We start from the raw sequence: 22,558 nt of genomic DNA on the forward strand, positions 1-22,558 counted from the left end.
ATGAGCCTTCCTCCTTTAAAAAAATTTCTGTTGCGGGTCGGACCGCACCCCGCACCCCCAATAACTTTACGCTCCGCACCTTAAAGGGACTTGGTCGGAAATAAAAACTCGCGTCAGGTTTTTCCCAGCCTTACAAATAAAAAACCACCTATGAAATACAAATCATTACACCCCCGGCGACCCGATGGGCAATTAGTTTGTCGATCAAGCGAAAGCTACCGGCTTCGACCTCGGTCAAGCGCTACAGGCCAGGGGGCGTCGTCATCCACGAGCCGCTTCCCAGATATTCGGTAAGTTCGCGATTGAGATAAAACAGCGCGATCCGCTCGACAGCTTCGATCGCATCGGTCGCCGTCAGCAGATGGGGATACGCTCTGAAACCCACCAGGCTCGAAGTCAATCGCGGCGGCCGCAGAAAGCAGATTACCCGCCCCCGCGGATCCCGTGCTTTTGCCAGATAACGGGCCAGATCGCCGCTCTCGGTAAAAATCAGGACCGGGAAATCTGCGCCGGACGGAAATTCTTCTTCCGGGGTTTGCCAGCAGGGTCGACCGCCGAAATTTTCGATCTGTTCGCTTAAGGCGGCCTGGTTCAACGAGCGGCCGCGACAAAGAACCGCCTTGCCGCTTAACGGCTGGGCCAAGGGAAAAAGAAAAGCCTCAGCCGCCCCTTCTCCCAGCATAACCAGGGCCGGACGACCGCTCAGGGCCTCATGATCAAGTTTACCTTCAATATCATGCAGACAGCCGCAGATCACGCTTTCCCGCCAGGAACCGGCATCGAAGACCAAGGCGATCGGCCAATCGGCGGCAAAACCGTCGGCCCGGTACAAAGCGACCAATTCACTCACCTGGGTGGCGGCCATATAATAAATGGTCGGCAGATTTCGCTTTTCAACAGCGCTCAAAGGGGTGAAGGCATGACTGCCGGCCCGGCGCGGGGTTGCCACGGTGAAGCCCCGATTGAGCTCCCGGCGGGTCGGCAATAGACCGGTAGACGCAGCCGCCACATTGAAAGCGCTGACCCCGGGCAACACCCGAAAAGCCAGGCGGTCACGGCTTAAAGCGGAGATTTCTTCGGCCAGACGGCCGAAGATCGCCGGGTCACCACCTTTTAGCCGCACCACGCGCCGCCCGGAACGGGCCTGCTCGCACAGCAATTCATTGATCCGGGGCTGGGACATGGCATGACAGCCATTGCGCTTGCCGACAAAAAGCCGTTCGCAGTCGGCCGTCAGCAGTTCCAGGACTCCGACCGGAATCAGCGAATCATAGACACAGACCTCGCAGTCCGCCAGGGTACGGGCCGCCGCCCGGGTGAGATTGTCGACGCCGCCGATACCGCTGCCGACAAAAAGCAGAGGCGGCAGCAGGAAATTGCGAATGCGACGGACAATTTCGTCACGCTCCCGAAAAACCAGAAAAATGCGGTCGGCAATTTCATCAGTCAGCGCCTGGACATAAAGCGGCGGCAGATAAAAATAATCGAGTCCCGTTATCAAAGCGGACAGCTTACCCGCCCCGAGATAAATGTCGATTTCCCCCAGTTCCAATGCCGTCTCGGCCGCCAGCCGGGACAGAGGTTCTGAACTCAGCCGCCAGGACAGGGCCGGAAAAGCTCCAACCAGCATTTCATGGAGTTTTGCCGCTCGGCCCAAGTTGCCGCCGGCGGCGATGGTCATGGTTCGCATGATAAATTTCCTTTCAGCAGCGACAGCATGCGATTACAAAAAACTTTGGCGCCGTAACAGTTATATTCTCTGCCTGTCCGTCGCCGACACCGTGGAGTTTTCCGACTGCAAAGTTCACTAATGCGGTCCTTTATTCCGCACCCCATAGTTGTTTTAGGCCCCTGCCCGTCCATAAAAAACAGCAGCAAAAAACAGCTTCGGCTCAGGGTTTCGCGCTGGGGACAGAATTGATTTCAGCCCCACCCTTAAACAAAACGATACTTAAACATCCGATCTATTACGATCGGCGCCGCAGCGATGAACCTGCAATCACACAACTACCGAGAGGTTACCCTCGACATCCTTAAAAACCCTGATGTTTACCTCGTAAAGACGACTGAGATTGTCATCAGTCAGCACCGATCGATCACCTTGAGCCAGAAAACGCTGGTCCTTGAGCAGAAAAAAATGGTCGCCGAAACGTAAGGCCAGGTTGAGATCATGCAGCGTAATGATGGTTACCAGGGAACGTTCCCGGGTCTCCCGCCGAATAATGTCCATCATCGCCAGCTGGTTTTTCAGATCGAGATTACTGGTGGCTTCATCCAGCAGCAGAATCTTCGGCTGCTGGACCAGAGCCCGAGCAATCGCGCATTTCTGCAATTCACCGCCGCTTAAACGCGAAAGTGGACGCAGGGCCAGAGGTTCCAGGGCCAATTCCCGCAGGACCATGAAAACCACCTCTCGATCGGCGGCGCCGACCCGCCAACCGAGATAGGGTTTGCGCCCGAGCAGCAGATAATCGATTACCGTCAATTCGGTCAGCGGTTGGCGCTGGGTTACCAGCGCCAACCGCCGGGCCAGAATTTCCACCGGTAAAGTATGTAGAATATTTTCCGACAGACGGACACAACCCCGGGCCGGTTTCAGACGCCCGGCCAGCAAACCGATCAAAGTCGTCTTGCCGACGCCGTTACCACCCAGCACGACATGCAGGCGGCCCGGGGTGAAAACGGCAGTAAGACCGCTCAGCACCGGCTGTTGCGGATAAGCGAAACTTAAATTATCCAATCTGATCATCGCCGCCCCTCAACCCCGGTCGCCGCCGAACAGCAGCAGCAGAAAAACCGGTGTTCCCAGAAAAGCGGTTACGACCCCGGCTGGCAGTGCTACCGGATCGAGCACTAGGGAACCGAACAGATCAGCCCCCAGCAAAACCAGGCTGCCCATCACCATGGACAGCGGCAGCAGCAGACTGTTGTCGGCTCCGACCAGACGCCGGCTCATGTGCGGCGCCACCAGACCGACAAAACCCAGAATCCCGAAAAAAGCGACAATCATCGCCGTGACCAGAGCGGCCGCCAGCATGCTGATAAGTCGCAGTCTGGTGACATTGACGCCGAGGCTGAAAGCCACCTCGTCGCCGGCCGCCAGGGCGTTGTAACTGAAACGACAACTAAAAAAATAAAGCGCCGCCGGAACAATAACTAACGCCAGGCGAATAAGCTCGGGCCATGAACCCCGACTCAGGTCGCCGAAGGTCCAGTGGACGATCATCGCCAAGCGGGTGTCGTCGGCAAAATACTGGAGAAAGGTAGTGCCCGCCAGGAACAGTGAACTTAACGCGACGCCGGCCAGGATGATAGTTTCCGGCCCCGCGCGCCTGAGGCGGCCCAGAAACACGATCACCAAGGTGGTAAGCAGGGAAAAGACAAAGGCTGAGCCGGCAATCAGATTGGCGTGCCCCCCTAATGCGACCAGGAAACCGGTAAGGGTGTTTAAATCTTCTTCGGCCCTGCCGGCCAGGGTAATCGCCAGGGCGGCGCCAAAGGCGGCCCCCTGGGCAATGCCTAAAGTCGTCGGTGCCGCCAGCGGGTTTTTCAGCACCACCTGGAGAACCAAACCGGCCAGACCCAGCCCACCACCGGCCAACAGGGCTCCGAGCAGTCGCGGCATTCTGATCTGCCAGACGATCAGATGGGGCAGAGCGTCGTTTATCTGCAACTGCCGCCAGAACAAATCCGGATTATCACCGACCAATCCGGAAAAGAGAATCAGGGCGGCCAGCAGCGGCAACAAGGTCAAAAGCAACCAGAGTCGACGGAGCCGGCTGCGGCGATAGCGTTGATAGGCTACGGCAAGCACGTCGGCTACTCCTGTCGGTCGGCTGGGCGGAAGACTGTAAAACCACCGAATAAATCCGCCATTTCCTGATACAGGGGCCGGCCGACGAAAAACCCATAGAGCTGATCGGCCTTGGCGGCGATGTCGATATCATGAAATAACTCCGGATAAAGCACCTTGCCGACATACCAGGCCTCACTCAACACCGTGGCCGGATCGGCGCCGTAGTAATGGGGTAAAAGCAAATGCAGCGGCTGACCTTGTAAAGGGTGGGCCTGTCGATACACAGGTTTACGCAAATCCTCGTTGACCAGATCGAGGCCGCCGCCACAGATGAAAACCACCTCCGGCTCCAGACCGACAAATGTTTCCAGCTTCAGGGAAAAACGTCCGCGCACCAGCTGCCGGTCTACCGGCAGGGCATCAACCACATTGAGCGCGCCTGCCATCTGAAAAGGTGGATAATCACGGCTGGTGCCGAGAATCCCGTGCGCTACTTTGAACTGCAGGCCGCCGATGTAAACCTTTTTGCGGGCCGTCGGCGCGATGGCGGCCACCCGGCCGGCCAACGCGGCCGTTTCCCGGTCGATGCGGTCGATGACGGCCCGGGCCCGGTCTTCCGTCCCGGTCAAACGGCCGAAAAGACGCAGACTCTGATAAAAAAGCTCGCGCTCGCCGCCGAGATCGCCGCTGCCGACCAGCACCACCGGAATCCGGGTCTGACGTTCTAAAGTCTCCGCTTCATGCCGATTGCCGCTGCCGAGCACGATCAGATCGGGCGCGACCGCTAGGATTTTCTCGGGCTGAAGTTGCTGCCGCGAGGCCACCACCGGCAGACCCCCCAGTTCCGGATGGGCCATCCGGTAGGTCCGGCCGCGGGAACCGACCCATCGACTGTCTGCGGTTTCCTGAGATTCGACCCCGACCACCCGATCGCTCAGTTCCAGATAGACGGCCAGGCTCAAAGCGCCGCGCAGGGCCACCAGGCGCACAACCTGGTCCGGCGCCCATACTTGGCGGCCACTGATATCAACCACCTCGAGGGCTAATGATCTGTCCGGCAATGAAAACAGCAGGAGAAAAAAAATCGCGAGGTAAACAGCTTGTGCAGGAATATTTGTGTTCATCTGTGGTTCTTCAGCGAATGATCAAGAGAGTTATTTTCAAAACGAAAATTCCAAACCGGCAATCACATTTAACCCGGGATCGTCATAAAAATCGGCGGCGTTGAGATGATCGCGGTATTTCTTGTCGAAAAGGTTTTCGATGTTCAAGGTCAGGGCGATGTCTTTGAGCGCCGCCAGGTCGAATCTGACGCCCCCGCGCAGATTGAAGAAAGTGTAGCCCGGGGTTTCGCGTTCTCCTGGGGCCGGGTCGTCCTGGCGGTCGAAGAAGTTGCCGCTGCACTCAAGCCAGCAATCGTATCCGCCCGCCATTCGATCCCGCCAGCGCAGACCGGCGATGCCGTTGAGCGGCGGAATATCGTTAAGCCGCTCGTGATTTTTACGGTCGCGGCCCAGGACCCAGGCGAGGTTGCCGAACAGGCAGATTTTTCCCGTCAGGTCGATTTCCAGAGAACCATCGGCTCCGTAGAGCTCGGCGTCATCGACATTGACGTATTCGCGGGTTTCGAGACCGGCGAAAAGTTTACCGTTATTGACCAGATCGATATAATCGGTCACCCGGGTGTAGTAGGTGGCGGCGGTCAGGCGAAAACGGCGATAATTGAGTTTGCAGCCGACTTCGCCATTCCAGGAATATTCGGGTTTAAGCTCGGGATCGCCGATAATAATGTAGCTGCCGCCCCGGGTGGAAAAACGCTCAAAGATATCCGGCGCCCGGAAACCTGAAGCCAGGTTAGCGGTCAGGTGGATCTGTTCGTTAACGGCGTAGAGCAGGCCGAGATTAAAGGTCAGAGCGTCATCGCTGACCGCTTTGAACTTACTGGTTTCACTGGTCGTTTTATTGATCGCGGTGCCGGTCGCATTGTAGGCGTCGGTGGTAAAAGTCGAGTCCTTGGCATCAGCGGTAAAATAATCATAGCGCAGGCCGCAGAATAGACTCAAATCCGGCCGCAGGAAGAATTCGTCCTGGAGATAGACGCCGAAATGGTCGCGGTCGGCATCGGGTACCGGTTCAAAACGAAGAACTTTGGCAATGAGATTGCTGCCGTCTTTTTTCTTGATCTGTCTTTCCTCGCCTTCGCATGCTTCATGCACGACCTCACAGCCGGCCACCAGCTGATGGCGATGGCCAAAAGCGAATTTCGTCTGCAGCGAAGCCCCGAGCGCTGAACTGTCGATGGTATTTTCTTTTAGGGTATACATGGGCTGGGAGTCACTGTGGATATTACCCTCGAATTTCCGGGTCTGATCGACATACCAGGTGCGCAGTTCAAGATCGTCGAACCCGCCCATTTTTTCGGCATGCCAAGCAAGCTTCCAGGAATCGGTGTCGAAACGGGTAAAATGGGAATAGGCCGAGAGCGCCTTCTGCGGTACGCCCATATCACTGATCCGGTTACTGCGGAGGTCAAGGCTTAGGTCCTGATTGTCGGTAAAGAAGTAACGCCCTCGGAAATTCAGACTGGCGCCTTCATACTGGCTGTTGGCGACCTCATTGCCCCCTCCGGCCTCGAAATTATCGGCGTCGCGGGCGCTGACCGTCAACCCGAAATCGAAGCCGTGGCCGCCGCCGCTTAAGCTCGCCCCGCCGGACCACCCCTGATCGACGCTGGCGTAGCGTCCTCCGAGCCGTCCGACCAGAGTCCAGGCCTCGGCTTCGGCATAATCGGGCCGAGAGGTAAGAATATTGACTACCCCGCCCAGGGCGTCGCTGCCGTAGAGCACCGAGGCCGGGCCTTTGACCACCTCAATCCGGCTGACATCAAAAGCATCAAGAAAAGGCGTCAGGGGAGCACGGCCGGCCCAGAGATTGCTCTCGCGGTCACCGTCGATCAGAACCAAGACGCGATTGCCGCCCAGACCCCGGATTACCGGACTGATTTTCCAATAGCCGTCCCGGGCCAGGGAAACTCCAGGCAGTTCCGCTAAAGACTGACCCGCGGTCGGCGAGTTTAGCCGCTGCAGTTGCTCCTGATTGACGACCTCAACCGAGGCCGGCAGGTCGAAACCGGCGGTCGCGGTCCGGGTCGCGGTCACCACCAGATCGTCGATTTCGACCACGGCGGCCGTCGGAGAAACCAGTACAAACCATGAAAAAAGCAGGAAAAACGTGATCAGGGTGGCGGCGCTCAGCCGCTGGGGGTGGGGGTGAAACGTGTCGTTCATAGACTGCTCCTCGTCAGCAAATGACTCCCGAGAGGCAGACAGGCAGAGAGCCGAATAAATAAAAAACCCGGGCCGAAACAAAAAGTTTCGACCCGGGTTTCCCTGATTCAACCTGAAGGATCGCTGTCAGCCGGCCTCTTTCCGCGAGAGTCGACTAAAATTCATTCAGGCAGGTCTTCTGACTTCCGGATCGTCCTACTCGCCGAACCTTCCCGGCCTGTTGGCAGCCAGTGGTTTGTTTCGGCTTTCGTTCCCGGTTACAGCGGCGGGCCCGTCCCCGATTTGCACGGGGTTCCCTGTTCGGCTCGTAAATGAGCACCTGAATGTTATGTCGTTTACAGGCCACTACTTTAAATCATTTTCCCACCCTTGTCAAGCAAAAGGATATCAACTTGCGCCATTCATCTTCTTATCAAAAAATAAAGTAAAATGCACAGCCGAGAAAAAACTCGTATGTGGAAGACATGCAACGGACAAGCCTGTATCCGGCGCGCCCGTCCACCAAACACAAAAAGCCGGCAACCCTCATGCAAAGCTTGCCGTCATTCAGTAATAAATCACCAGCCAGATGGTAACCGCATCAGGCTCAGTCCACTCCACCCGGTGCTTAACGTGCGCGGCCAGGTTGATGTAATCACCGGGTTCAAGCCGAAGCGGTTCTTTTCGTCCTTCTATCCGCAGCAAGGCCCGCCCCTGAATCAGCACGACAAATTCATTATCATCCTGGTCGAACCAGAAACCTTCCGGAGAGGCCTGCCCCCAGGATAAGATTCGCTCGATGCGCAGATTATCACCACGGCAAATGGTCTCGAAAACTTCCTGCGGTAAATAATGCGGGATATTAGTCAGCAAAGAGCTTTGCTCGCTCATGTCTCCTCCAGAAAAGTTATGGTTGCGCGCTATGCTCCCTTGATATCGCTTAGTCGTTTAGCTAAATATGCAATCATACGAAAGGGATAAGAAGTGAGGGGAAAATGAATACTTTGCTGCCGATCTTTAAAGCTCTGGCTGACCGCAACCGACTTCGCATCTTCGGCGCGCTGCTGTTTTTTAGTGAACTCTGCGCCTGCCAGATCACCGAATTATTACAGATCAGCGGCGCCACCGCCTCCCGGCATCTGGGAATCATGATCAATGCCGGATTGATTGAAAGTCGGAAAGACGGACGCTGGATCTATTACAAACTTCACGACACACCTCAGTCCTTTGCCCCCGTGCGCGCCTGGATCAAAACTGAATTTACTACAGCCGCCGAAATTCAAGCCGACAAAAAACAACTTGAGAAAATTCTTTCCTGCGGCCAGGAAGAGATCTTCCGCCGGCAGCGAGATAAAAAACCCCTGCTCTAAAAGGATAAAAGACAAGTAAACTATTCAGCGCCGAATAGTTACCAAGATACCATTTAAAATCAAAGGCTTAAAAATGAACCTCAAACTTAAGATTCTGTTTCTATGCACCGGCAATTCCTGCCGCAGCCAGATGGCCGAAGGCTGGGCTCGTCATCTCAAAAACAAAGAGTTTGAGGCTTTCTCGGCCGGAGTCGAAAACCATGGCTTAAATCCAAATGCCGTTAAAGTCATGGCGGAAGCCGGCGTCGACATCTCCGCTCAGAGATCCAAACTGCTTGATGAATTCAAAGACAGCCCGCTGGATGCCGTCGTGACCGTTTGCGGACACGCCCATGAGACCTGCCCGTTTCTCCCGGGAAACCATAAACTTCTTCATGTCGGCTTCGATGACCCACCTCAACTGGCCCGGGAACTGGCGGCTCAAGGGGCTTCAACGGAAGCTCAGCTCGATATTTATCGCCGGGTACGAGATGAAATCAGGGCCTTCATCGCAACCCTTCCTGCAGCCTTGCAACAGTAAAGGTCGCAACCGGACAAAACAGGTCGCAAAAAGGTTAAATCGGGAATAACCATGGAACACCAGACCACCATGATAAGCAACCCTCTTTGATGACATCTGCTTGGAGTGACAGAATGAGCAAACCTACCGGTTGCGCTGATGAGCGCAAAATGAACAGTCTTTTCGAACGATATCTGACCGTCTGGGTCGGCCTCTGTATTTTTGCCGGAATCATTGTGGGCAAAATCGCACCCGGTCTGACCGCGTCCCTGGACGGCATGGCCATCAAGATCAACGGCGCTCCAGTGGTTTCCATTCCGATCGCCATCTGCCTGTTTTTCATGATGTATCAGATCATGGTAAAGATTGATTTCGCCAGCGTCATCAAGGCCGGGAAAAGCGGCAAACCGGTTTTTCTGACCCTGTTTATCAACTGGGCAATCAAACCCTTTACCATGTATGGCATTGCTCTCCTGTTTCTCGGATTTCTGTTCAGGGGATAGATCGGAACCGAGGCTCTGGATCTGGTCAAAATGCCGTTCGGGCTTGATCTGCCGCTCGGTACCCGACATGGGGCCGGCACGGTGGTTCTGCATGAAGGATTGAAGATGCTGGAGATTCCCCTCTGGCGCAGTTATTTTTGCCGGCTGCATTCTGCTGGGCATCGCTCCCTGTACGGCCATGGTCCTGGTTTGGGGCTATCTTGCCCGGGGTAACGACGGCCTGACCTTGGTTATGGTGGCGATCAATTCTTTGACCATGCTGGTCCTGTACGGGGTTCTCGGCGGTTTTTTACTGGGCGTCGGCAAACTACCGATTCCCTGGTAGGCTTTGCTGCTGTCGGTCGCCATCTATGTGGTCCTGCCTCTCATCGCGGGTTATGGCACCCGTAAATGGATTATCGGACACAAAGGTGAAGACAGTTTCTAAACAGATTTCTTCCGGTTCTGACCCCCATCACGATTAGTGCCCTGCTTTTGACCCTGATCCTGCTTTTCAGTTTCAAGGGCGAAGTCATTCTCGCCAGGTCACTCACTATTCTCTGGATCTCGGTTCCACTTTTTTTGCAGACGATTCTGATTTTTACTCTGGGTTACGGTCTGGCAAGATTACCCAAACTGAAATACGAAGACGCCGCTTCCGCCGCCATGATCTGCGCCTCCAACCACTTTGAAGTCGCAATCGCCACTGCGGTCATGCTCTTCGGGCTGTCCTCCGGAGCCGCTCTGGCCACAGTGGTCGGCGTGCTTATCGAAGTTCCGGTCATGCTCTTGCTGGTCAGCCTCTGTAAACGAACCCAGGACTGATTTTAAAACCAAGCTTCAAGGCTTAAAGAAGTCACCTGAGTGAATCTTTTAAGCCATTGATATTAAAATAAAAATTGTGACATTCTTCAACAAGAATAAGCTTTTTGCCTGATCACCAAACTGACAATACCTGGAGCCAACCCGTATTGACGGCCCGCTGCTCGCCGGCTTGAGGCCGCATCATTTTTGGTGTTCGGGCAGGGAACCGCGTTTTTCAAGGATGCGACCCTTGTTGTAAATGTAATGCACAATGGTCATGACTAAGATAGTGCCGACACTCAGACCGATTTCCAGGGCATAGGCATGGTGGTCGTAGTGACCGATCGACATTTCGGCCTCCACAATCAGAATCCGACGAATGCTGGAAATGATACAGACATAGATGAAGGGGTTCAAGGTGAACGGGTCTTTCTTGAGAAAGGAGAGCACTGGCCAGAGCAACTCCATGACAATCAACACCAGCAATACCATGTTAACCGCTTTAAGCAGGCCGTGGACATTCCTGAAATACAAAAAATAGCTGGCGGTGTGGCCGAGCAGCAGCAGGGCAATGATTACCAGAGTGAGGGCGACCAGAATATGAACCAGTTCGTCGAGGTGAAAAAGCTGGCGGATGACCCGGCAGAAAAATTTTTCCGCTTGGGGAAACGGGCGGTCACAATGCTTGGGTTCGGACATGCTGATCTCCTGAAGTGGTCAAACATTTATAATTTACCAAACATAATGATTTTAGTTCTAAAAAGCAAGTTGATTTTTTTGATCAACCTCCAGAAAAAAGCGCAGATTCTTGACCCTACCGAGATTCTTGTTTCAGTAAGCAACCGAACGGTTTTCAAAACGGTATTCAAATAGAGCTGCTCATGAGTGTCATGGGCTTACAGGCAGTTTGCCCCCACGATAATATTTAAAAGTTCGACTTTTCTCGGGAAGCCTTATCAACAGCAAGCTTTCTTGCCGGACAGCAAGTGCGCTCAAATAAAAAACCCGGCTTAAAAGCCGGGTTTTTTATTTGAGCCATGACATAAATAATTTAAGGACGCAACTTTCAGCGGCCCAGGGCCTTGAGGATGGTGGCACCGATATCCGCCGGACTATTGACGACATGAATTCCGGCTTTGGTCATGGCAGCCATCTTTTCAGCCGCGGTACCCTTGCCGCCGGCGATAATGGCTCCGGCATGCCCCATGCGCCGGCCCGGAGGAGCGGTCTGGCCGGCAATGAAACCGATTACCGGTTTGGTCATGTTGTCGCTGACGAACCGGGCCGCTTCCTCTTCCGCGCTGCCGCCGATCTCACCGATCATGACAACCGCTTCCGTCTCGGGATCGTCCTCAAAAAGAGCGAGAAGATCAATAAATTGACTGCCGATAATCGGATCACCGCCGATACCGATACAGGTTGACTGTCCCAGACCCCGTTCAGTCAGTTGTTTTACCGCTTCGTAGGTCAGGGTACCGCTGCGGGAAATAACCCCGATACTGCCCTGCCGGTGAATGAATCCCGGCATAATTCCGACCTTGGCCTGATCCGGGGTAATGATGCCCGGGCAGTTGGGACCGATCATCCGGGTCTTCTTACCTTTCATAAAGGCTTTAACCTCAAGCATGTCGAGTGTCGGGATACCCTCAGTGATACAAACCACCAGAGCGACTCCGGCATCGGTGGCTTCCATGATCGCATCGGCGGCAAACGCCGGCGGCACAAAGATCAGCGAAACATCGGCGCCGGTCGCCTTGACGGCTTCATCGACGGTATTGAAAACCGGAATTTCATCCATTTTCTGACCGCCCTTGCCCGGAGTCACGCCGGCAACCACTTGCGTACCGTAGACAACGCACTGACGGGCATGAAACATTCCCTCATTGCCGGTGATCCCCTGGACCACTATTTTACTTTGCTTATTAACTAAGATGGACATGACAATCTATCTCCTTAAAATTGCGGCTCAAAAAAACCCGGGCAGGCCCGCCTCCAAAGCTTCTCTGAGGCCACGCGCATCAGCTCAAATTATTTGAAGGCAGCGACAACCTTCTGCGCGGCATCGGCAAGACCGCGGGCGACGGTCATGTTAATCCCAGACTCCTCGAGAATTCTCGAGGCTTCTTCCGCATTGGTGCCTTCAAGACGAACCACCAGGGGAACCTTGACCTCAACCATTTTGGTAGCTTCGATAATCCCGCTGGCGATTCGGTCGCAACGAACAATGCCACCGAAAATATTGACGAGTACCGCTTTGACATTGGGATCGGATAAAATAATGCGAAAAGCGTTGGCCACCGATTCGGCATTGGCGCCGCCGCCAACATCCAGGAAGTTGGCGGGCTCAGCTCCAGCCAGCTTGATAATATCCATGGTCGCCATCGCCAGCCCGGCACCGTTGACCATGCAGCCGACCTCACCGTCGAGTTTGATGTAATTGAGCCCATATTTTGAGGCTTCAATTTCCAAAGGCTCCTCCTCGGCGAGATCCCTTAATCCGGGCCAGAGATCCTGATGCCGATAAAGCGCATTATCATCAAAATTGACCTTGGCGTCAAGAGCCAGGACCCGACCATCTCCGGTTTCAACCAGCGGGTTGATTTCAACCATGGAACAGTCCTGGGCTTCAAAAAATTTATAGAGATGCATGAAAAAAGAGCTGGCCTGACGCACGGCCTTGCCGCTAAAACCCAAAGCATAGGCAATTTTGGTCGCCTGAAAAGGCCGCAGTCCCAAAGCCGGGTCGACATACTCCTTGATAATCTTTTCCGGTGTCTCAGCCGCGACCTTTTCGATTTCCATGCCGCCCTCGGTGCTGGCCATGATCACCGGACATTCATGGGCCCGGTCCACGACAATCCCGAAATAAAACTCCTTCTTGATATCCATGCCCTCTTCAATCAGCAGGCGCTGAACCTTCTTGCCTTCCGGGCCGGTCTGATGGGTGACCAGCTGCATGCCCAGAATTTCACCGCCGGCCTGTTGCGCCTCGGCCAAGCCCTTTACCACCTTAACGCCGCCGCCCTTGCCCCGGCCGCCGGCATGAATCTGAGCCTTGACCACAACCGTCCCTCCGCCCAGATCATTGACCGCGGCTTCAACCTCTTCGAGCTTGAAAACCGGAATGCCCCTGGGAACCTGGACTCCGGCTTCCTTGAGCAGAGCTTTGGCCTGATATTCGTGAATTTTCATCACTCCTCCTGATTTTTACTTGCTTGCAGTTTACTTTATTACAGGAAAGGCGGGAACCAGCCCCGCCTTTCCTGTAATAAAACATCGAGTAAGTTCTTTAAACCCTCATACCGCCTTGATAACTGGTCGTCAATTGTTTTTCCATTACCTCTTCCCGCGTGTAGTTGGGAAGAATCAAGGGCGCAACCCGATCGGTTTCGACTCCGGCGGCCTCGAGTTCCTTGTGATAGGCCAGCACGTGATCCATATTGATCCCGCTGACGGCTCCGCTGAAACCTTTAGCGTAGGCGGCGGCATTGATACCGGCCCGGCGGCCGAAGACCGTGATGTCAAGTAGCGAATTACCCATCAGACGGTTTTCACCGTGCACTCCCCCGGTGGTTTCGCCGGCGGCAAACAGTCCTTCGACATTAGTGGCGCTGTTGTCTTTGATGGTCAGGCCGCCATTCTGATAATGCAAAGTCGGATAGACCAGCATCGGCACCTTGCTGATATCAATACCGTAACGCATAAACTGAATGTATTTGGCCGGCAATTCCCGTTTAACCGCGCCCTCGCCTTCAAGCACCTCGATCATCGGTGAATCAAGCCAGACCCCGATTCGCCCGGTCGGAGTAATGATACCCTTCCCCCGTTCCAGGCATTCGCGGATAATGCAGGCTGACTCCACATCGCGGGGTTCGCGCTCGAAAACAAACTGCTCGCCTTCGATATTAAGAAGGTTGGCCCCCAAGCCCCGAACCTTCTCGGTGATCAAAAGACCGATATTTTGTTCCGGAAAAGCCACGCCGGTGGGATGATATTGAGTCGAGTGCATAAAAGCCAAGGGGACACCGGCCCGGTAACCCATGACCAGTCCATCAGCGGTCGCTCCGTAATGGTTGGTAGTTGCAAAACCCTGAATATGGAGACGACCGTAGCCGCCGGTGGCGATCACCGTGGCTTTGGCCTTGATCACAAAATATTCTTCGGTTTCCATGTTGAAAAAGAGGGCGCCCGCTGCCCGTCCCTGACTGTCCTTAAGAATTTCAACCGCCGAGGAGAACTCGAGCACAGTAATGTCGGCGGCCCGGTTACGCGACTCGTCGCGCAAGACCCGCATAATCGCCGAACCCGTCATATCCCCGGAAGAATGCATCCGTTTACGGCAGGTTCCGCCGCCGTGACGCACCCGCAAGCGGCCGTCTGGATGTTTATCAAACATCAGCCCCAGCCGCTCAAGCCATGCGATCACCAGAGGAGCGTCATTGGTCAGCGCCGCCACCAGCTCCGGGGTGTTGGTGAAATGACCGCCGCCGATAACATCCAGGTAATGATAGTAAGGCGAATCGACTTCCTGAGTGGCGCCCTGAATACCGCCTTCGGCCATGACGGTATTGGCGTCACCATGGCGCAGCTTGGTCGCGAGAATAACCTTACAGCCGTTTTCCTGGGCCATCAGTGCCGCAGAAGTCCCGCCGCCACCACCACCGATTACCAGAACCTCGGTTTCATAAGCCGTTAATTTCTCAAGTTCGGCGCCGGACACGAGGAGCCGGGCTTTGGCTTCGAGAACGTCAACAAATTCATCGGGATAGTTTTCTCCCTTGCTCGGGCCGATTTTGACATCGCGACGACCGGCGGCCTTGTAATCAGGATGAAATCTGTTCAGAACATCTTCCCGGCCGGCCAGGGTCAGAGCTTCAAAATCGATCCCTTTCTGGCTGCGCTCCAGCCTTTCGGGACGACTGGCTTCGACCTTTTTGATCAAATCCAGCATTTCACGTGTGTAACCCATGATCATAAACCTCGTTTATAACTGTCAGTTAATTAGTGCCTTATAGGTTATTTTCTTGTTTTTTTTCACCATTTTTTTCAACCGCAAAAACAAGAAAAGGTTCTGACAAGAGCACTTATTTGCGGGCCGCAAGACCCCTTTGGGTTGCGGGGCTCGCTTCCGCTAGTTTTATGAGAATCACCGCCGCAGAATTAGAGAAACCTCGTTTCATCCGGTTGCCAATTGGCACTGTCCTGGGGTTCCATCTGTCGCGCGACATACAGGGTCCGGAGGCTCGCTTCGTCACTGGCGACCAGATCTTTAAGTATATCGACGAACTTGCCGGCATTGATATCTGCAACCCGGGGTTTGAGATGTTGGGCCTGAGGCACCTGGTACTTGGCGTGGAGCCGGCGGCAAAGCTGGGCCAGATGATAATGCTGAATCTGCGCCGGGCACCGGGAAGAACAAAGCCCGCACTGAATACAATCAAAGGAAAGCCGGGCCGCTTTGGCGATATCACCGCGCATCGCCGCATTGACATATTCCATGACATTGATTTCCATGGGACAAGCTTTGGTGCAGGTATTACAGGCCACACACTTCATGACCTCGGGATAAAGCTGCATGATGGTTTCGGCCGAGGCATCGACTTTTTCAATGTCATAGGGGGTCCGATTGGCCGGGAAAAAAGGCAGCTGGGTCAGAAACATGTTTTCCTGGACCACAGTCTGACAGGCCAGGCAAAAATGCAGATGGTAGTCGCCCAGAATGCGATAAACCGTCGGACAGGCGCCACAGATGCCGCCGCGACAACCACAGGAACGGATAAACTGGTAACCGGCATACTCAACCGCTTTCTGAATGGTCATGGTTTCAGGAACCTGGTAGCGTTTACCCATAATATAGATCGGCACCAGCTTGGTGCCTTCCGGCAGAATAGCCCGGTCACCGGTCGCTACTCTGATCTCTTTCTTCGCCTCACTCATGGCAAGCTTCCTCCTGCGGAAAAAACGTTTTTATATCTATAAAATCCGGATTATTAAAAAATCAATGGCCGCTGCCGGACTCAATTCCCAGTTCATGATCCCGGAAAGTGGTCGCCGGAGCAGCTTCCTCATAGCTGCGGCCGGGCTCGTAGCCCATCAGTTTCTGCGCCTTGTCTCCGACACTGCGAAACAACGACATCACCGGAATATCATTGGGACAGGCGGTATCGCACATGCCGCATCCGACACAGGACATGACCATGTGATTAAGCCGGGTCAGATGAAACATCACTGTGTTTGCCGGCATGCGAATCGCGCCCTTATCGCAGGCCCATCCCAGATATTGATCCGGGGTATGTTCGAATGTCGGCGACCGGAATACACATTCCCGGCAATAGCAGATCGGACAGTTGATCATGCAGTTATGGCAGCGCATACAAGTTGAAAACATCTCCTGAATGCCCTTGATTGAATTAACCCGCCCCCGAAATTCACTAAAAACCCGATCCCTGACTATGCTCCTCTCGGCCTTGACCGCCGCGATTATCTCCTGACGCCGGCTGTTTCCCAAACCGTTGAAAGTCAGAATATTCTCTTCCTCCAGAGCTGCGGCAACTTCATCAGACGCTTCAAAATAGAGCTGTTTACTGCTGTCCACCCCCCAGAGGCCAACCACCAGATCCACCACTGAGACCTCGGGAGCCGGATATTCGCAGATTGCGCAAGCCGACCGGAAAACCGCGTTGTCGTCAGGCTTACAGACGCCGCTGGTGGCCTGGCGGCGCAAATCAAGAGCCGGACTTTTGCCGGCTTTAACCAATTGGGAAAAAACCTTTGGCTCATAGGTGCCGAGACAATCAACCGCGATGATCAGCAGAGCCTCACGAGTAAGCTGTTTGAACTTGGCCAGCTCAACCAGGGCCCGGGCCTCGCAAGGTCGAACCACTACTCCAATCCTTTCGCCGGGATCGCGAAAGGTCAGATTGGAAATAATTCGCGCCGCCTGCACCGGCATTACCGGGGCATTGATATCGGTATCGGCGAGCAAGTCCGGATTTTTGATCAGAGCATGTACATAATTATCTCCGCCGGTGGTTTTTTTGGGCACCAGCAGGCTGCCGACCAGGTCACTTTCCAACAGCCTGGTTAAAAACGCTTGAATCTCGCCATTAAAGGAGTCAGCAGACAGATCAATGACTGTCGTTTTCATTATCAATTTTCTCCAGATTTAATCATTTTTTGTAATCTACAGCCGCCTAACCCATCGCTTTTCCGCAAGGAAAACTCCGCGTCGACAACCAGCCTGAAATTTTGCAAAAGAACTACAGATCCCATTCGGAAGCCAGCGGATTGGCTCCCTGATCCTGCAGGGCGGCATCGTATTGCCGAATCGTCTCCGCAAAAAGGCGGCCCTCGCTGGCGCTGATCCAGCGCAGCCAGACCCGTTCCGGATCAAGGCCGACACTTTCCATAATCGTTCGCAGCAAGGCAATCCGGCGCCTGGCCTTAAGATTACCGGTCTGGTAATGACAGTCACCGGGATGACAACCACCGATCAGAACCCCGTCGGCCCCGTCAAGCAGCGCTTTCAAAACATAAACAACATCAATCGCGCCGGAACACATCAGATGAATAATACGGATTCCGGCCGGATACTGCTGTCTGGTAGTGCCGGCCAGATCAGCCCCGGTATAGGTACACCAGTGACAGAGAAAACCGACGATTCTTGGCTCAAAGTTAGGGTCTGCCATACTTTATTCCTGTATATTTACATTAAAATCAACTACTTAAAAGAAATACCTACAGTGAAACATGACTGTACGAAAGCATTCACTTCTAAATCTCAGCGCATCAGCTCGCGGCTGACGGCCATCACCTGCCCCTTGTCAAAACCAAGCTGCTGGGTTGCGCCGTTGGGACAGACTGCGGCGCAGGCGCCGCAACCGTGACAAAGGTCGTAATAAACTTCAGCGATCATGGAGCTGAGGTTTATTTGCCGGGCCCCATAAGGGCAGGCTTCGACACAAAGGCCGCAGCCGCTACATAATCTATTACTGACCTGCACTGCATTTTTAGCGGGGCTCCTTTGCCTGCGGGCCAGAACTGTCGCCGCCCGGGAAGCCGCCGCCCGGGAACGAATCAGGGTCTCCTTGATATGCAGCGGGGCCGAGGCCAGGCCGCAATGATAACGCCCCTCGCCGACAAAATCAACCAGCGCGGCCTTGCTGTTGGCTTCGGCAAAAAAACCGTACTCATCACGCGGCAATGAAAAGATCTGAGCCAGATCAGCAAAATCCGAGGGCACGATACCGGTACTCAAAATCAGCAGATCAGGCCGCAAAGTGACCTTATTTTTCAGAATAAGATCATTGTAACTCAGTTGCAGGGCTGAGCCGACCAGCTCGACCCGAGGTTTATCCAAAACTTCATAAGGGGTAAACAACACCCCTTGTTCCCGAGCCAGGCGATAATAATCCTCATACAGGCCGTAGGCCCTCAGGTCACGATAAAGAACCGTAATCTCGATGGCGAAATCAAGTTCCTTGAGCTTTAAGGCATTTTTTAAAGCCTGTGTACAACAAACCCGGCTGCAATATTCAAGTTTCCCGGCTTCCCTGGAACCGACGCACTGAATCATAACAATCCGGCGGCTGGAGGCCAGGGTATCAGGCCTGGTCGCAATCCGTTCTTCCAGTTCACTCTGGGTCAAAACCCGCTCGTCCTGACCTCTAAGGTACTCGTCAGTTACAGCTTCATGGCCTCCGGGCGCCATAATCATGATTCCGTGTTTAATCAGGCGTTCACTTTCCTGGCATTCAACCCGAGTGACATAACTCCCAACCCGCCCCTGATGCGCCAGCAAACGTGTATTAAGCAGCACTTCAATACGCGGTTCGGACTCAACCCGAGCTCTCATGATAGCCAGTAGCTGCGACGGTTGGGAACCCTCAAGGGTGTAATAAGATTTACGCAAGCGCCCGCCCAGCTCCCCGGTTTTTTCCACCAGGGTCACCTGATAGCCGCGACCGGCCAGGGAAAGGGCGCTATTCATCCCGGCAGCTCCACCTCCGACAACCAAGGCCCGTGCTTCCATCACCAGATTTTGCGTCGGAGCCGGCAAGGTCCGGTAAACCGTCGTGAGAGCGGCAGCAAGCAAGGCCCTGGATTTTTCAAATATAATTTCAGGGCTGCCGGCGTGAACAAAAAGATTTTGTTCACGCAAATTGGCCACGGCGAAAGCGTTGCGGTTAAAACCGATATCCTCGGCAAAGGCATCAAGTGAACGTTCCAGTTCACGCCCCGTGCAACCGCCGATGATGATCCGGTTCAAACCATGGGCTCCGATAAAACGGCGCAGACCAAGCAGACCTTCCGGGGCGCATAGATTATCAACTACTTCAACGCAGGCCACGGCCGGACGTTTGACAAACTCTTCGGCAAGCGAAGACAGATTGAGCTCCTCCGTCATGGCGCCGTCACAGGCGCAGAGAAAAATTCCGATCTTCGGTTCTTCCAACCAGACTCCGGTAGGGCTCAAATTAAAGCCATCAAGCTCGGTCTCATTTTCCTCGCTTTCAGGTTCGGCCAGATCCACTGCCACCGCATCCGCCGCCGCCGCCGCCTCCATCACGGTTTCCGGAATATCCTTAGGACCACAAAAAGCTCCGGCGGCGTAAAGCCCCGGAATTGAGGTCTGCGTCGGAACGAACTCACCGGTTCGACAGAAACCGTAGTCATCCAGTTCAATTCCGGTCGCCGCGGCAAAATCAAGTTTGGGCGCATCAAAACCCAGGGAAAGAACCACCAGGTCAACCTGATCTTCAGCAAAACCGCGACCATCATCGTAGACCAGACTTAAGCCGCCGGTGCGCGGATCTTCCTTGACTGTCGAGACTATCGAACGTCGATATTCAATCGCCAATTCATCCTTGGCGCGGTTGAAATAACGCTCGTAATCCTTGCCCATGCCGCGCAGATCCATGTAGTAAACGACAACTTCGGTTTCAGGACTTCTTTCACGAACAAACATCGCCTGTTTGGTCGCATACATGCAACAAACTGCGGAACAATAGCCCCGGCCACAGGAAACATCGCGGGAACCGACACATTGAATAAATGCGATGCGCTTGGGGATCGAACCATCCCGGGGAGAAATCGGGGTTCCCCGACTCGGACCGGAATAACTGATCATACGCTCAAACTGACGGCTGCTGACCACGTTCTGATAACGTCCGAAACCATACTCTTCTTTTAAAGCCCCATCGACCAGAGAAAAACCGGGGGTCAGAAGAACGGCATCGGCCTCAAGATCTTCTTCATAAGGGGTTACGGCTTCAAGGTCAATTGCCTGAGTCGGACAGATATTGACACAGGCTCCGCATTTAGTGCAGTTTTCCAGATCAATCCTATAGCCCGCTTTGACCATCTTTGGATATTGTTTGTAAATCGCCTTGCGTTCTTCCAACCCGCCGCTGAATTCAAAGGGCACGCTAACCGGACAAACCTCAACACAGCGACCGCAATCGATACAGTCTTCCTGGGAAACACCGTACGGCGTAACCGCCAAGCGCAGGACGAAATTGCCGGGCTCCCCCTGTAGGGCCACAGGCCGGCTGCCGATCCGAATCTCCAGATTTTCATGCAGACGGCACTCGACGAAAGGGCAGTAAGCCGGTTGCTTCGGAGAAAGAAAGCAGACTCCGCAAGAATTGGTGGGAAACGTATTGTCCAAAAGCGAAAAAAAACCACCAATCGCCGCCTCTTTTTCCACCAGGGTAACCGCAAACCCCTGTTCAGCCAGCTGCAGGGCTGCCGTCATACCGGCGAAACCGGCCCCGATCACCGCCACCTTTTTGCGTTTATCATTAATCTTTTTGCTATGTTCAGAGGCCATTTTCAACCCTTAGTTGTTCGCTGAAAGCCGTCGTCTTTTTCAGTCATTACGCGAAAAGTTGCGCCGGATCGTTAAAATGTTTTTTCCACCAGCGTGCCCGGTCCCCGATTTGAAAGGCCTCGGCCATCAGTTCAGTGAAATAGAGAATCGGCAGACGCTGTTGTCGAATATCGACATTGGCCTGACACAGAGCGCAGGAAGTCACCAGACAGTCAGCCTTGGCGGCCACAGCGTAATCGGCTATCTTATTGACCAGTGCAGTGGTTTTATGGGCATCAATCAGCCCCAGATCGCCACCACAGCAGTCAACCTTGCAGGACCAGTCAAGAACCTCGGCTCCGAGATCCGCCATCATGCGGTCTATCCGCCTGGGATTTTCACAGCTGTCGACTCCGGTTACCGCCGCCGGCCGGACAATGGCGCAACCATAATAACAAACCACCCTCAACCCTTTTAAAGGCTTTCGCACCAATTTTTTAACCGCGGGGCGCAGCTCCTCGCGGGCCAGCAAATCAACCAGGGAAAGCATGGTTACGCGCTCATCATATTTAAATCCGAATTTTTCTTCAAAAAGAGCTCGCTGGGCTAAATCATGCCGCAGAACATAGTCGGCCTGCGCCAGGTTACCATAGCAGCCGGCGCAAGGAATGACCAGGTCGCGCCCGCTTTTCTGCGCTTCGCCGACGTTGAAGGCGGAGAGCCCGAGAGCCAAGGACGACGAAAGGTTATGGGCCGAAGCGGCGCCGCAGCAGCACCAGTCATCCAGCTCCCGCAGTTCAATGCCGAGCGCCTTGATTACCGCCAGACTGGCTTCAATATACTCCATCGCGGTCGAATGCGAGGTGCATCCGGGATAATATGAATAGGTTTCACCCATCGTTTAACTGTGTCCTGATCCGAGATTACCGGAGAGATAAAAGTTTATGATATCAATGTCTTACCCAGCAAGATCTACAAATCGTCTTGATTTAAAGAACTCCGCCCTATTTGCCGGCCTCATTGAAAATCTTTTTTACGGTTGCGAGATTCTTGCTCTTTTTCGGCAAGATCGGAATTTTACCTCTGAGGAAAAGTTTCAGACCGACATCCAGATCCGAGGTCAGGTTTTTACTTCTCAGTTTATAGCTCATCAACATGGTCGCCTCATGCACCCGACCGAATCTTTTGATGCTGTCAATAAACGAGGTGTGCAGGGCCACGGTTGCCGGCTCAGCCGGAGCAATCCCCTCGGCCAGGCACAAGGCCCGCAGGGAATCCATAACCGGGGCGAGTCTGATTTCATTGGGACAGCGACTGCCGCAAGTCTCACAGGAGACACACATCCAGATCGACTTGCTGTTCAAAAGCTCGTCCTTCATGCCGAGCTGAATCATGCGAACCACCACGTTGGGAGCAAAATCAAACTCCTTGACCATGGGACAGCCAACGCTGCATTTACGGCATTGGTAACAGAGATTCAGCGGCTGACCGCTTTCAGTCATCACTTTTTGCAGAAGGGTTTCAGACATCT

At 54.1% G+C, this 22,558-nt stretch carries 18 protein-coding genes, 1 pseudogene and 1 riboswitch; of the genes and pseudogenes, 3 read left to right on the forward strand and 16 right to left on the reverse strand.

Features of this window, described 5'->3' with window-relative positions:
• Positions 1–241: 241 nt before the first annotated feature.
• The 6 genes from ENN66_08205 to ENN66_08230 form a co-directional block, all read right to left on the reverse strand.
• Positions 242–1,690 (reverse strand): hypothetical protein, encoded by a 1,449-nt coding sequence (locus ENN66_08205; protein ID HDS16569.1) that lies wholly within the window; start codon positions 1,688–1,690, stop codon positions 242–244.
• 309 nt (positions 1,691–1,999) lie between these two features.
• Positions 2,000–2,749, reverse strand: a complete 750-nt coding sequence (locus ENN66_08210; GenBank protein HDS16570.1) for an ABC transporter ATP-binding protein — start codon at positions 2,747–2,749, stop codon at positions 2,000–2,002.
• Between the two features lie 9 nt (positions 2,750–2,758).
• The gene (locus tag ENN66_08215) at positions 2,759–3,865 is read right to left on the reverse strand and encodes an iron ABC transporter permease (protein HDS16571.1); all 1,107 of its coding nucleotides are present in this window, start codon (positions 3,863–3,865) and stop codon (positions 2,759–2,761) included.
• Positions 3,820–4,920 (reverse strand): iron ABC transporter substrate-binding protein, encoded by a 1,101-nt coding sequence (locus ENN66_08220; GenBank protein HDS16572.1) that lies wholly within the window; start codon positions 4,918–4,920, stop codon positions 3,820–3,822. Before ENN66_08220 ends, ENN66_08215 begins: the two co-directional genes overlap by 46 nt.
• 36 nt (positions 4,921–4,956) lie before the next feature.
• Positions 4,957–7,083, reverse strand: a complete 2,127-nt coding sequence (locus tag ENN66_08225; GenBank protein HDS16573.1) for a TonB-dependent receptor — start codon at positions 7,081–7,083, stop codon at positions 4,957–4,959.
• A gap of 150 nt (positions 7,084–7,233) precedes the next feature.
• A riboswitch (cobalamin riboswitch) is annotated at positions 7,234–7,421 on the reverse strand.
• Positions 7,422–7,629: 208 nt separating this feature from the next.
• The gene (locus ENN66_08230; protein ID HDS16574.1) at positions 7,630–7,953 is read right to left on the reverse strand and encodes a cupin domain-containing protein; all 324 of its coding nucleotides are present in this window, start codon (positions 7,951–7,953) and stop codon (positions 7,630–7,632) included.
• A gap of 104 nt (positions 7,954–8,057) precedes the next feature.
• Here ENN66_08230 and ENN66_08235 point away from each other — a divergent pair, with 104 nt between their 5' ends.
• From ENN66_08235 to arsB, 3 genes and pseudogenes are all read left to right on the forward strand, one after another.
• Positions 8,058–8,432, forward strand: coding sequence for an ArsR family transcriptional regulator (locus tag ENN66_08235; GenBank protein ID HDS16575.1), 375 nt, complete (start codon positions 8,058–8,060; stop codon positions 8,430–8,432).
• 73 nt (positions 8,433–8,505) lie between these two features.
• Entirely contained in the window at positions 8,506–8,952 is a 447-nt protein-coding gene (locus ENN66_08240) for an arsenate reductase ArsC (GenBank protein ID HDS16576.1), read from the forward strand.
• Between the two features lie 113 nt (positions 8,953–9,065).
• Positions 9,066–10,238, forward strand: a pseudogene (arsB, locus tag ENN66_08245) (ACR3 family arsenite efflux transporter).
• 180 nt (positions 10,239–10,418) lie between these two features.
• Here the strand turns inward: arsB and ENN66_08250 are convergent.
• The 10 genes from ENN66_08250 to ENN66_08295 all read right to left on the reverse strand — a co-directional run bounded on the left by ENN66_08250 (position 10,419) and on the right by ENN66_08295 (position 22,556).
• On the reverse strand, positions 10,419–10,916 hold the full coding sequence (locus tag ENN66_08250; protein ID HDS16577.1) for a hypothetical protein: 498 nt from the start codon (positions 10,914–10,916) through the stop codon (positions 10,419–10,421).
• Between the two features lie 367 nt (positions 10,917–11,283).
• Complete coding sequence (gene sucD, locus ENN66_08255) at positions 11,284–12,156, reverse strand: succinate--CoA ligase subunit alpha (GenBank protein HDS16578.1); 873 nt, start codon at positions 12,154–12,156, stop codon at positions 11,284–11,286.
• A gap of 89 nt (positions 12,157–12,245) precedes the next feature.
• A complete protein-coding gene (locus ENN66_08260; GenBank protein ID HDS16579.1) occupies positions 12,246–13,409 on the reverse strand; it encodes an ADP-forming succinate--CoA ligase subunit beta in 1,164 nt (387 codons plus the stop codon).
• 97 nt (positions 13,410–13,506) lie between these two features.
• A complete protein-coding gene (locus ENN66_08265; GenBank protein ID HDS16580.1) occupies positions 13,507–15,186 on the reverse strand; it encodes an FAD-binding protein in 1,680 nt (559 codons plus the stop codon).
• A gap of 191 nt (positions 15,187–15,377) precedes the next feature.
• Positions 15,378–16,154 carry a 4Fe-4S dicluster domain-containing protein gene (locus ENN66_08270; protein ID HDS16581.1) on the reverse strand — a complete coding sequence of 259 codons (777 nt, stop codon included), beginning with the start codon at positions 16,152–16,154 and terminating at the stop codon, positions 15,378–15,380.
• Between the two features lie 61 nt (positions 16,155–16,215).
• Positions 16,216–17,364, reverse strand: a complete 1,149-nt coding sequence (locus ENN66_08275; protein HDS16582.1) for a formate dehydrogenase — start codon at positions 17,362–17,364, stop codon at positions 16,216–16,218.
• Between the two features lie 112 nt (positions 17,365–17,476).
• Positions 17,477–17,905, reverse strand: a complete 429-nt coding sequence (locus tag ENN66_08280) for a hydrogenase iron-sulfur subunit (GenBank protein ID HDS16583.1) — start codon at positions 17,903–17,905, stop codon at positions 17,477–17,479.
• Positions 17,906–17,997: 92 nt separating this feature from the next.
• On the reverse strand, positions 17,998–21,048 hold the full coding sequence (locus ENN66_08285; GenBank protein ID HDS16584.1) for a CoB--CoM heterodisulfide reductase iron-sulfur subunit A family protein: 3,051 nt from the start codon (positions 21,046–21,048) through the stop codon (positions 17,998–18,000).
• Between the two features lie 46 nt (positions 21,049–21,094).
• Positions 21,095–21,925 (reverse strand): heterodisulfide reductase subunit B, encoded by an 831-nt coding sequence (locus ENN66_08290; protein HDS16585.1) that lies wholly within the window; start codon positions 21,923–21,925, stop codon positions 21,095–21,097.
• Positions 21,926–22,031: 106 nt separating this feature from the next.
• A complete protein-coding gene (locus tag ENN66_08295; GenBank protein HDS16586.1) occupies positions 22,032–22,556 on the reverse strand; it encodes a heterodisulfide reductase in 525 nt (174 codons plus the stop codon).
• Positions 22,557–22,558 lie beyond the last annotated feature (2 nt).

It is taken from the genome of Pseudomonadota bacterium (assembly GCA_011049115.1).
GTDB lineage: Bacteria > Desulfobacterota > Anaeroferrophillalia > Anaeroferrophillales > Tharpellaceae > DSCM01.

What these genes read in the sequence shown, in the direction of transcription:
- ENN66_08205 (HDS16569.1), bottom strand. Translation starts at nt 1,690, where the DNA reads ATGCGAACCATGACCATCGCCGCCGGCGGCAACTTGGGCCGAGCGGCA.
- ENN66_08210 (HDS16570.1), bottom strand. Translation starts at nt 2,749, where the DNA reads ATGATCAGATTGGATAATTTAAGTTTCGCTTATCCGCAACAGCCGGTG.
- ENN66_08220 (HDS16572.1), bottom strand. Translation starts at nt 4,920, where the DNA reads ATGAACACAAATATTCCTGCACAAGCTGTTTACCTCGCGATTTTTTTT.
- ENN66_08225 (HDS16573.1), bottom strand. Translation starts at nt 7,083, where the DNA reads ATGAACGACACGTTTCACCCCCACCCCCAGCGGCTGAGCGCCGCCACC.
- ENN66_08230 (HDS16574.1), bottom strand. Translation starts at nt 7,953, where the DNA reads ATGAGCGAGCAAAGCTCTTTGCTGACTAATATCCCGCATTATTTACCG.
- ENN66_08235 (HDS16575.1), top strand. Translation starts at nt 8,058, where the DNA reads ATGAATACTTTGCTGCCGATCTTTAAAGCTCTGGCTGACCGCAACCGA.
- ENN66_08240 (HDS16576.1), top strand. Translation starts at nt 8,506, where the DNA reads ATGAACCTCAAACTTAAGATTCTGTTTCTATGCACCGGCAATTCCTGC.
- ENN66_08250 (HDS16577.1), bottom strand. Translation starts at nt 10,916, where the DNA reads ATGTCCGAACCCAAGCATTGTGACCGCCCGTTTCCCCAAGCGGAAAAA.
- sucD (HDS16578.1), bottom strand. Translation starts at nt 12,156, where the DNA reads ATGTCCATCTTAGTTAATAAGCAAAGTAAAATAGTGGTCCAGGGGATC.
- ENN66_08260 (HDS16579.1), bottom strand. Translation starts at nt 13,409, where the DNA reads ATGAAAATTCACGAATATCAGGCCAAAGCTCTGCTCAAGGAAGCCGGA.
- ENN66_08265 (HDS16580.1), bottom strand. Translation starts at nt 15,186, where the DNA reads ATGGGTTACACACGTGAAATGCTGGATTTGATCAAAAAGGTCGAAGCC.
- ENN66_08270 (HDS16581.1), bottom strand. Translation starts at nt 16,154, where the DNA reads ATGAGTGAGGCGAAGAAAGAGATCAGAGTAGCGACCGGTGACCGGGCT.
- ENN66_08275 (HDS16582.1), bottom strand. Translation starts at nt 17,364, where the DNA reads ATGAAAACGACAGTCATTGATCTGTCTGCTGACTCCTTTAATGGCGAG.
- ENN66_08280 (HDS16583.1), bottom strand. Translation starts at nt 17,905, where the DNA reads ATGGCAGACCCTAACTTTGAGCCAAGAATCGTCGGTTTTCTCTGTCAC.
- ENN66_08285 (HDS16584.1), bottom strand. Translation starts at nt 21,048, where the DNA reads ATGGCCTCTGAACATAGCAAAAAGATTAATGATAAACGCAAAAAGGTG.
- ENN66_08290 (HDS16585.1), bottom strand. Translation starts at nt 21,925, where the DNA reads ATGGGTGAAACCTATTCATATTATCCCGGATGCACCTCGCATTCGACC.
- ENN66_08295 (HDS16586.1), bottom strand. Translation starts at nt 22,556, where the DNA reads ATGTCTGAAACCCTTCTGCAAAAAGTGATGACTGAAAGCGGTCAGCCG.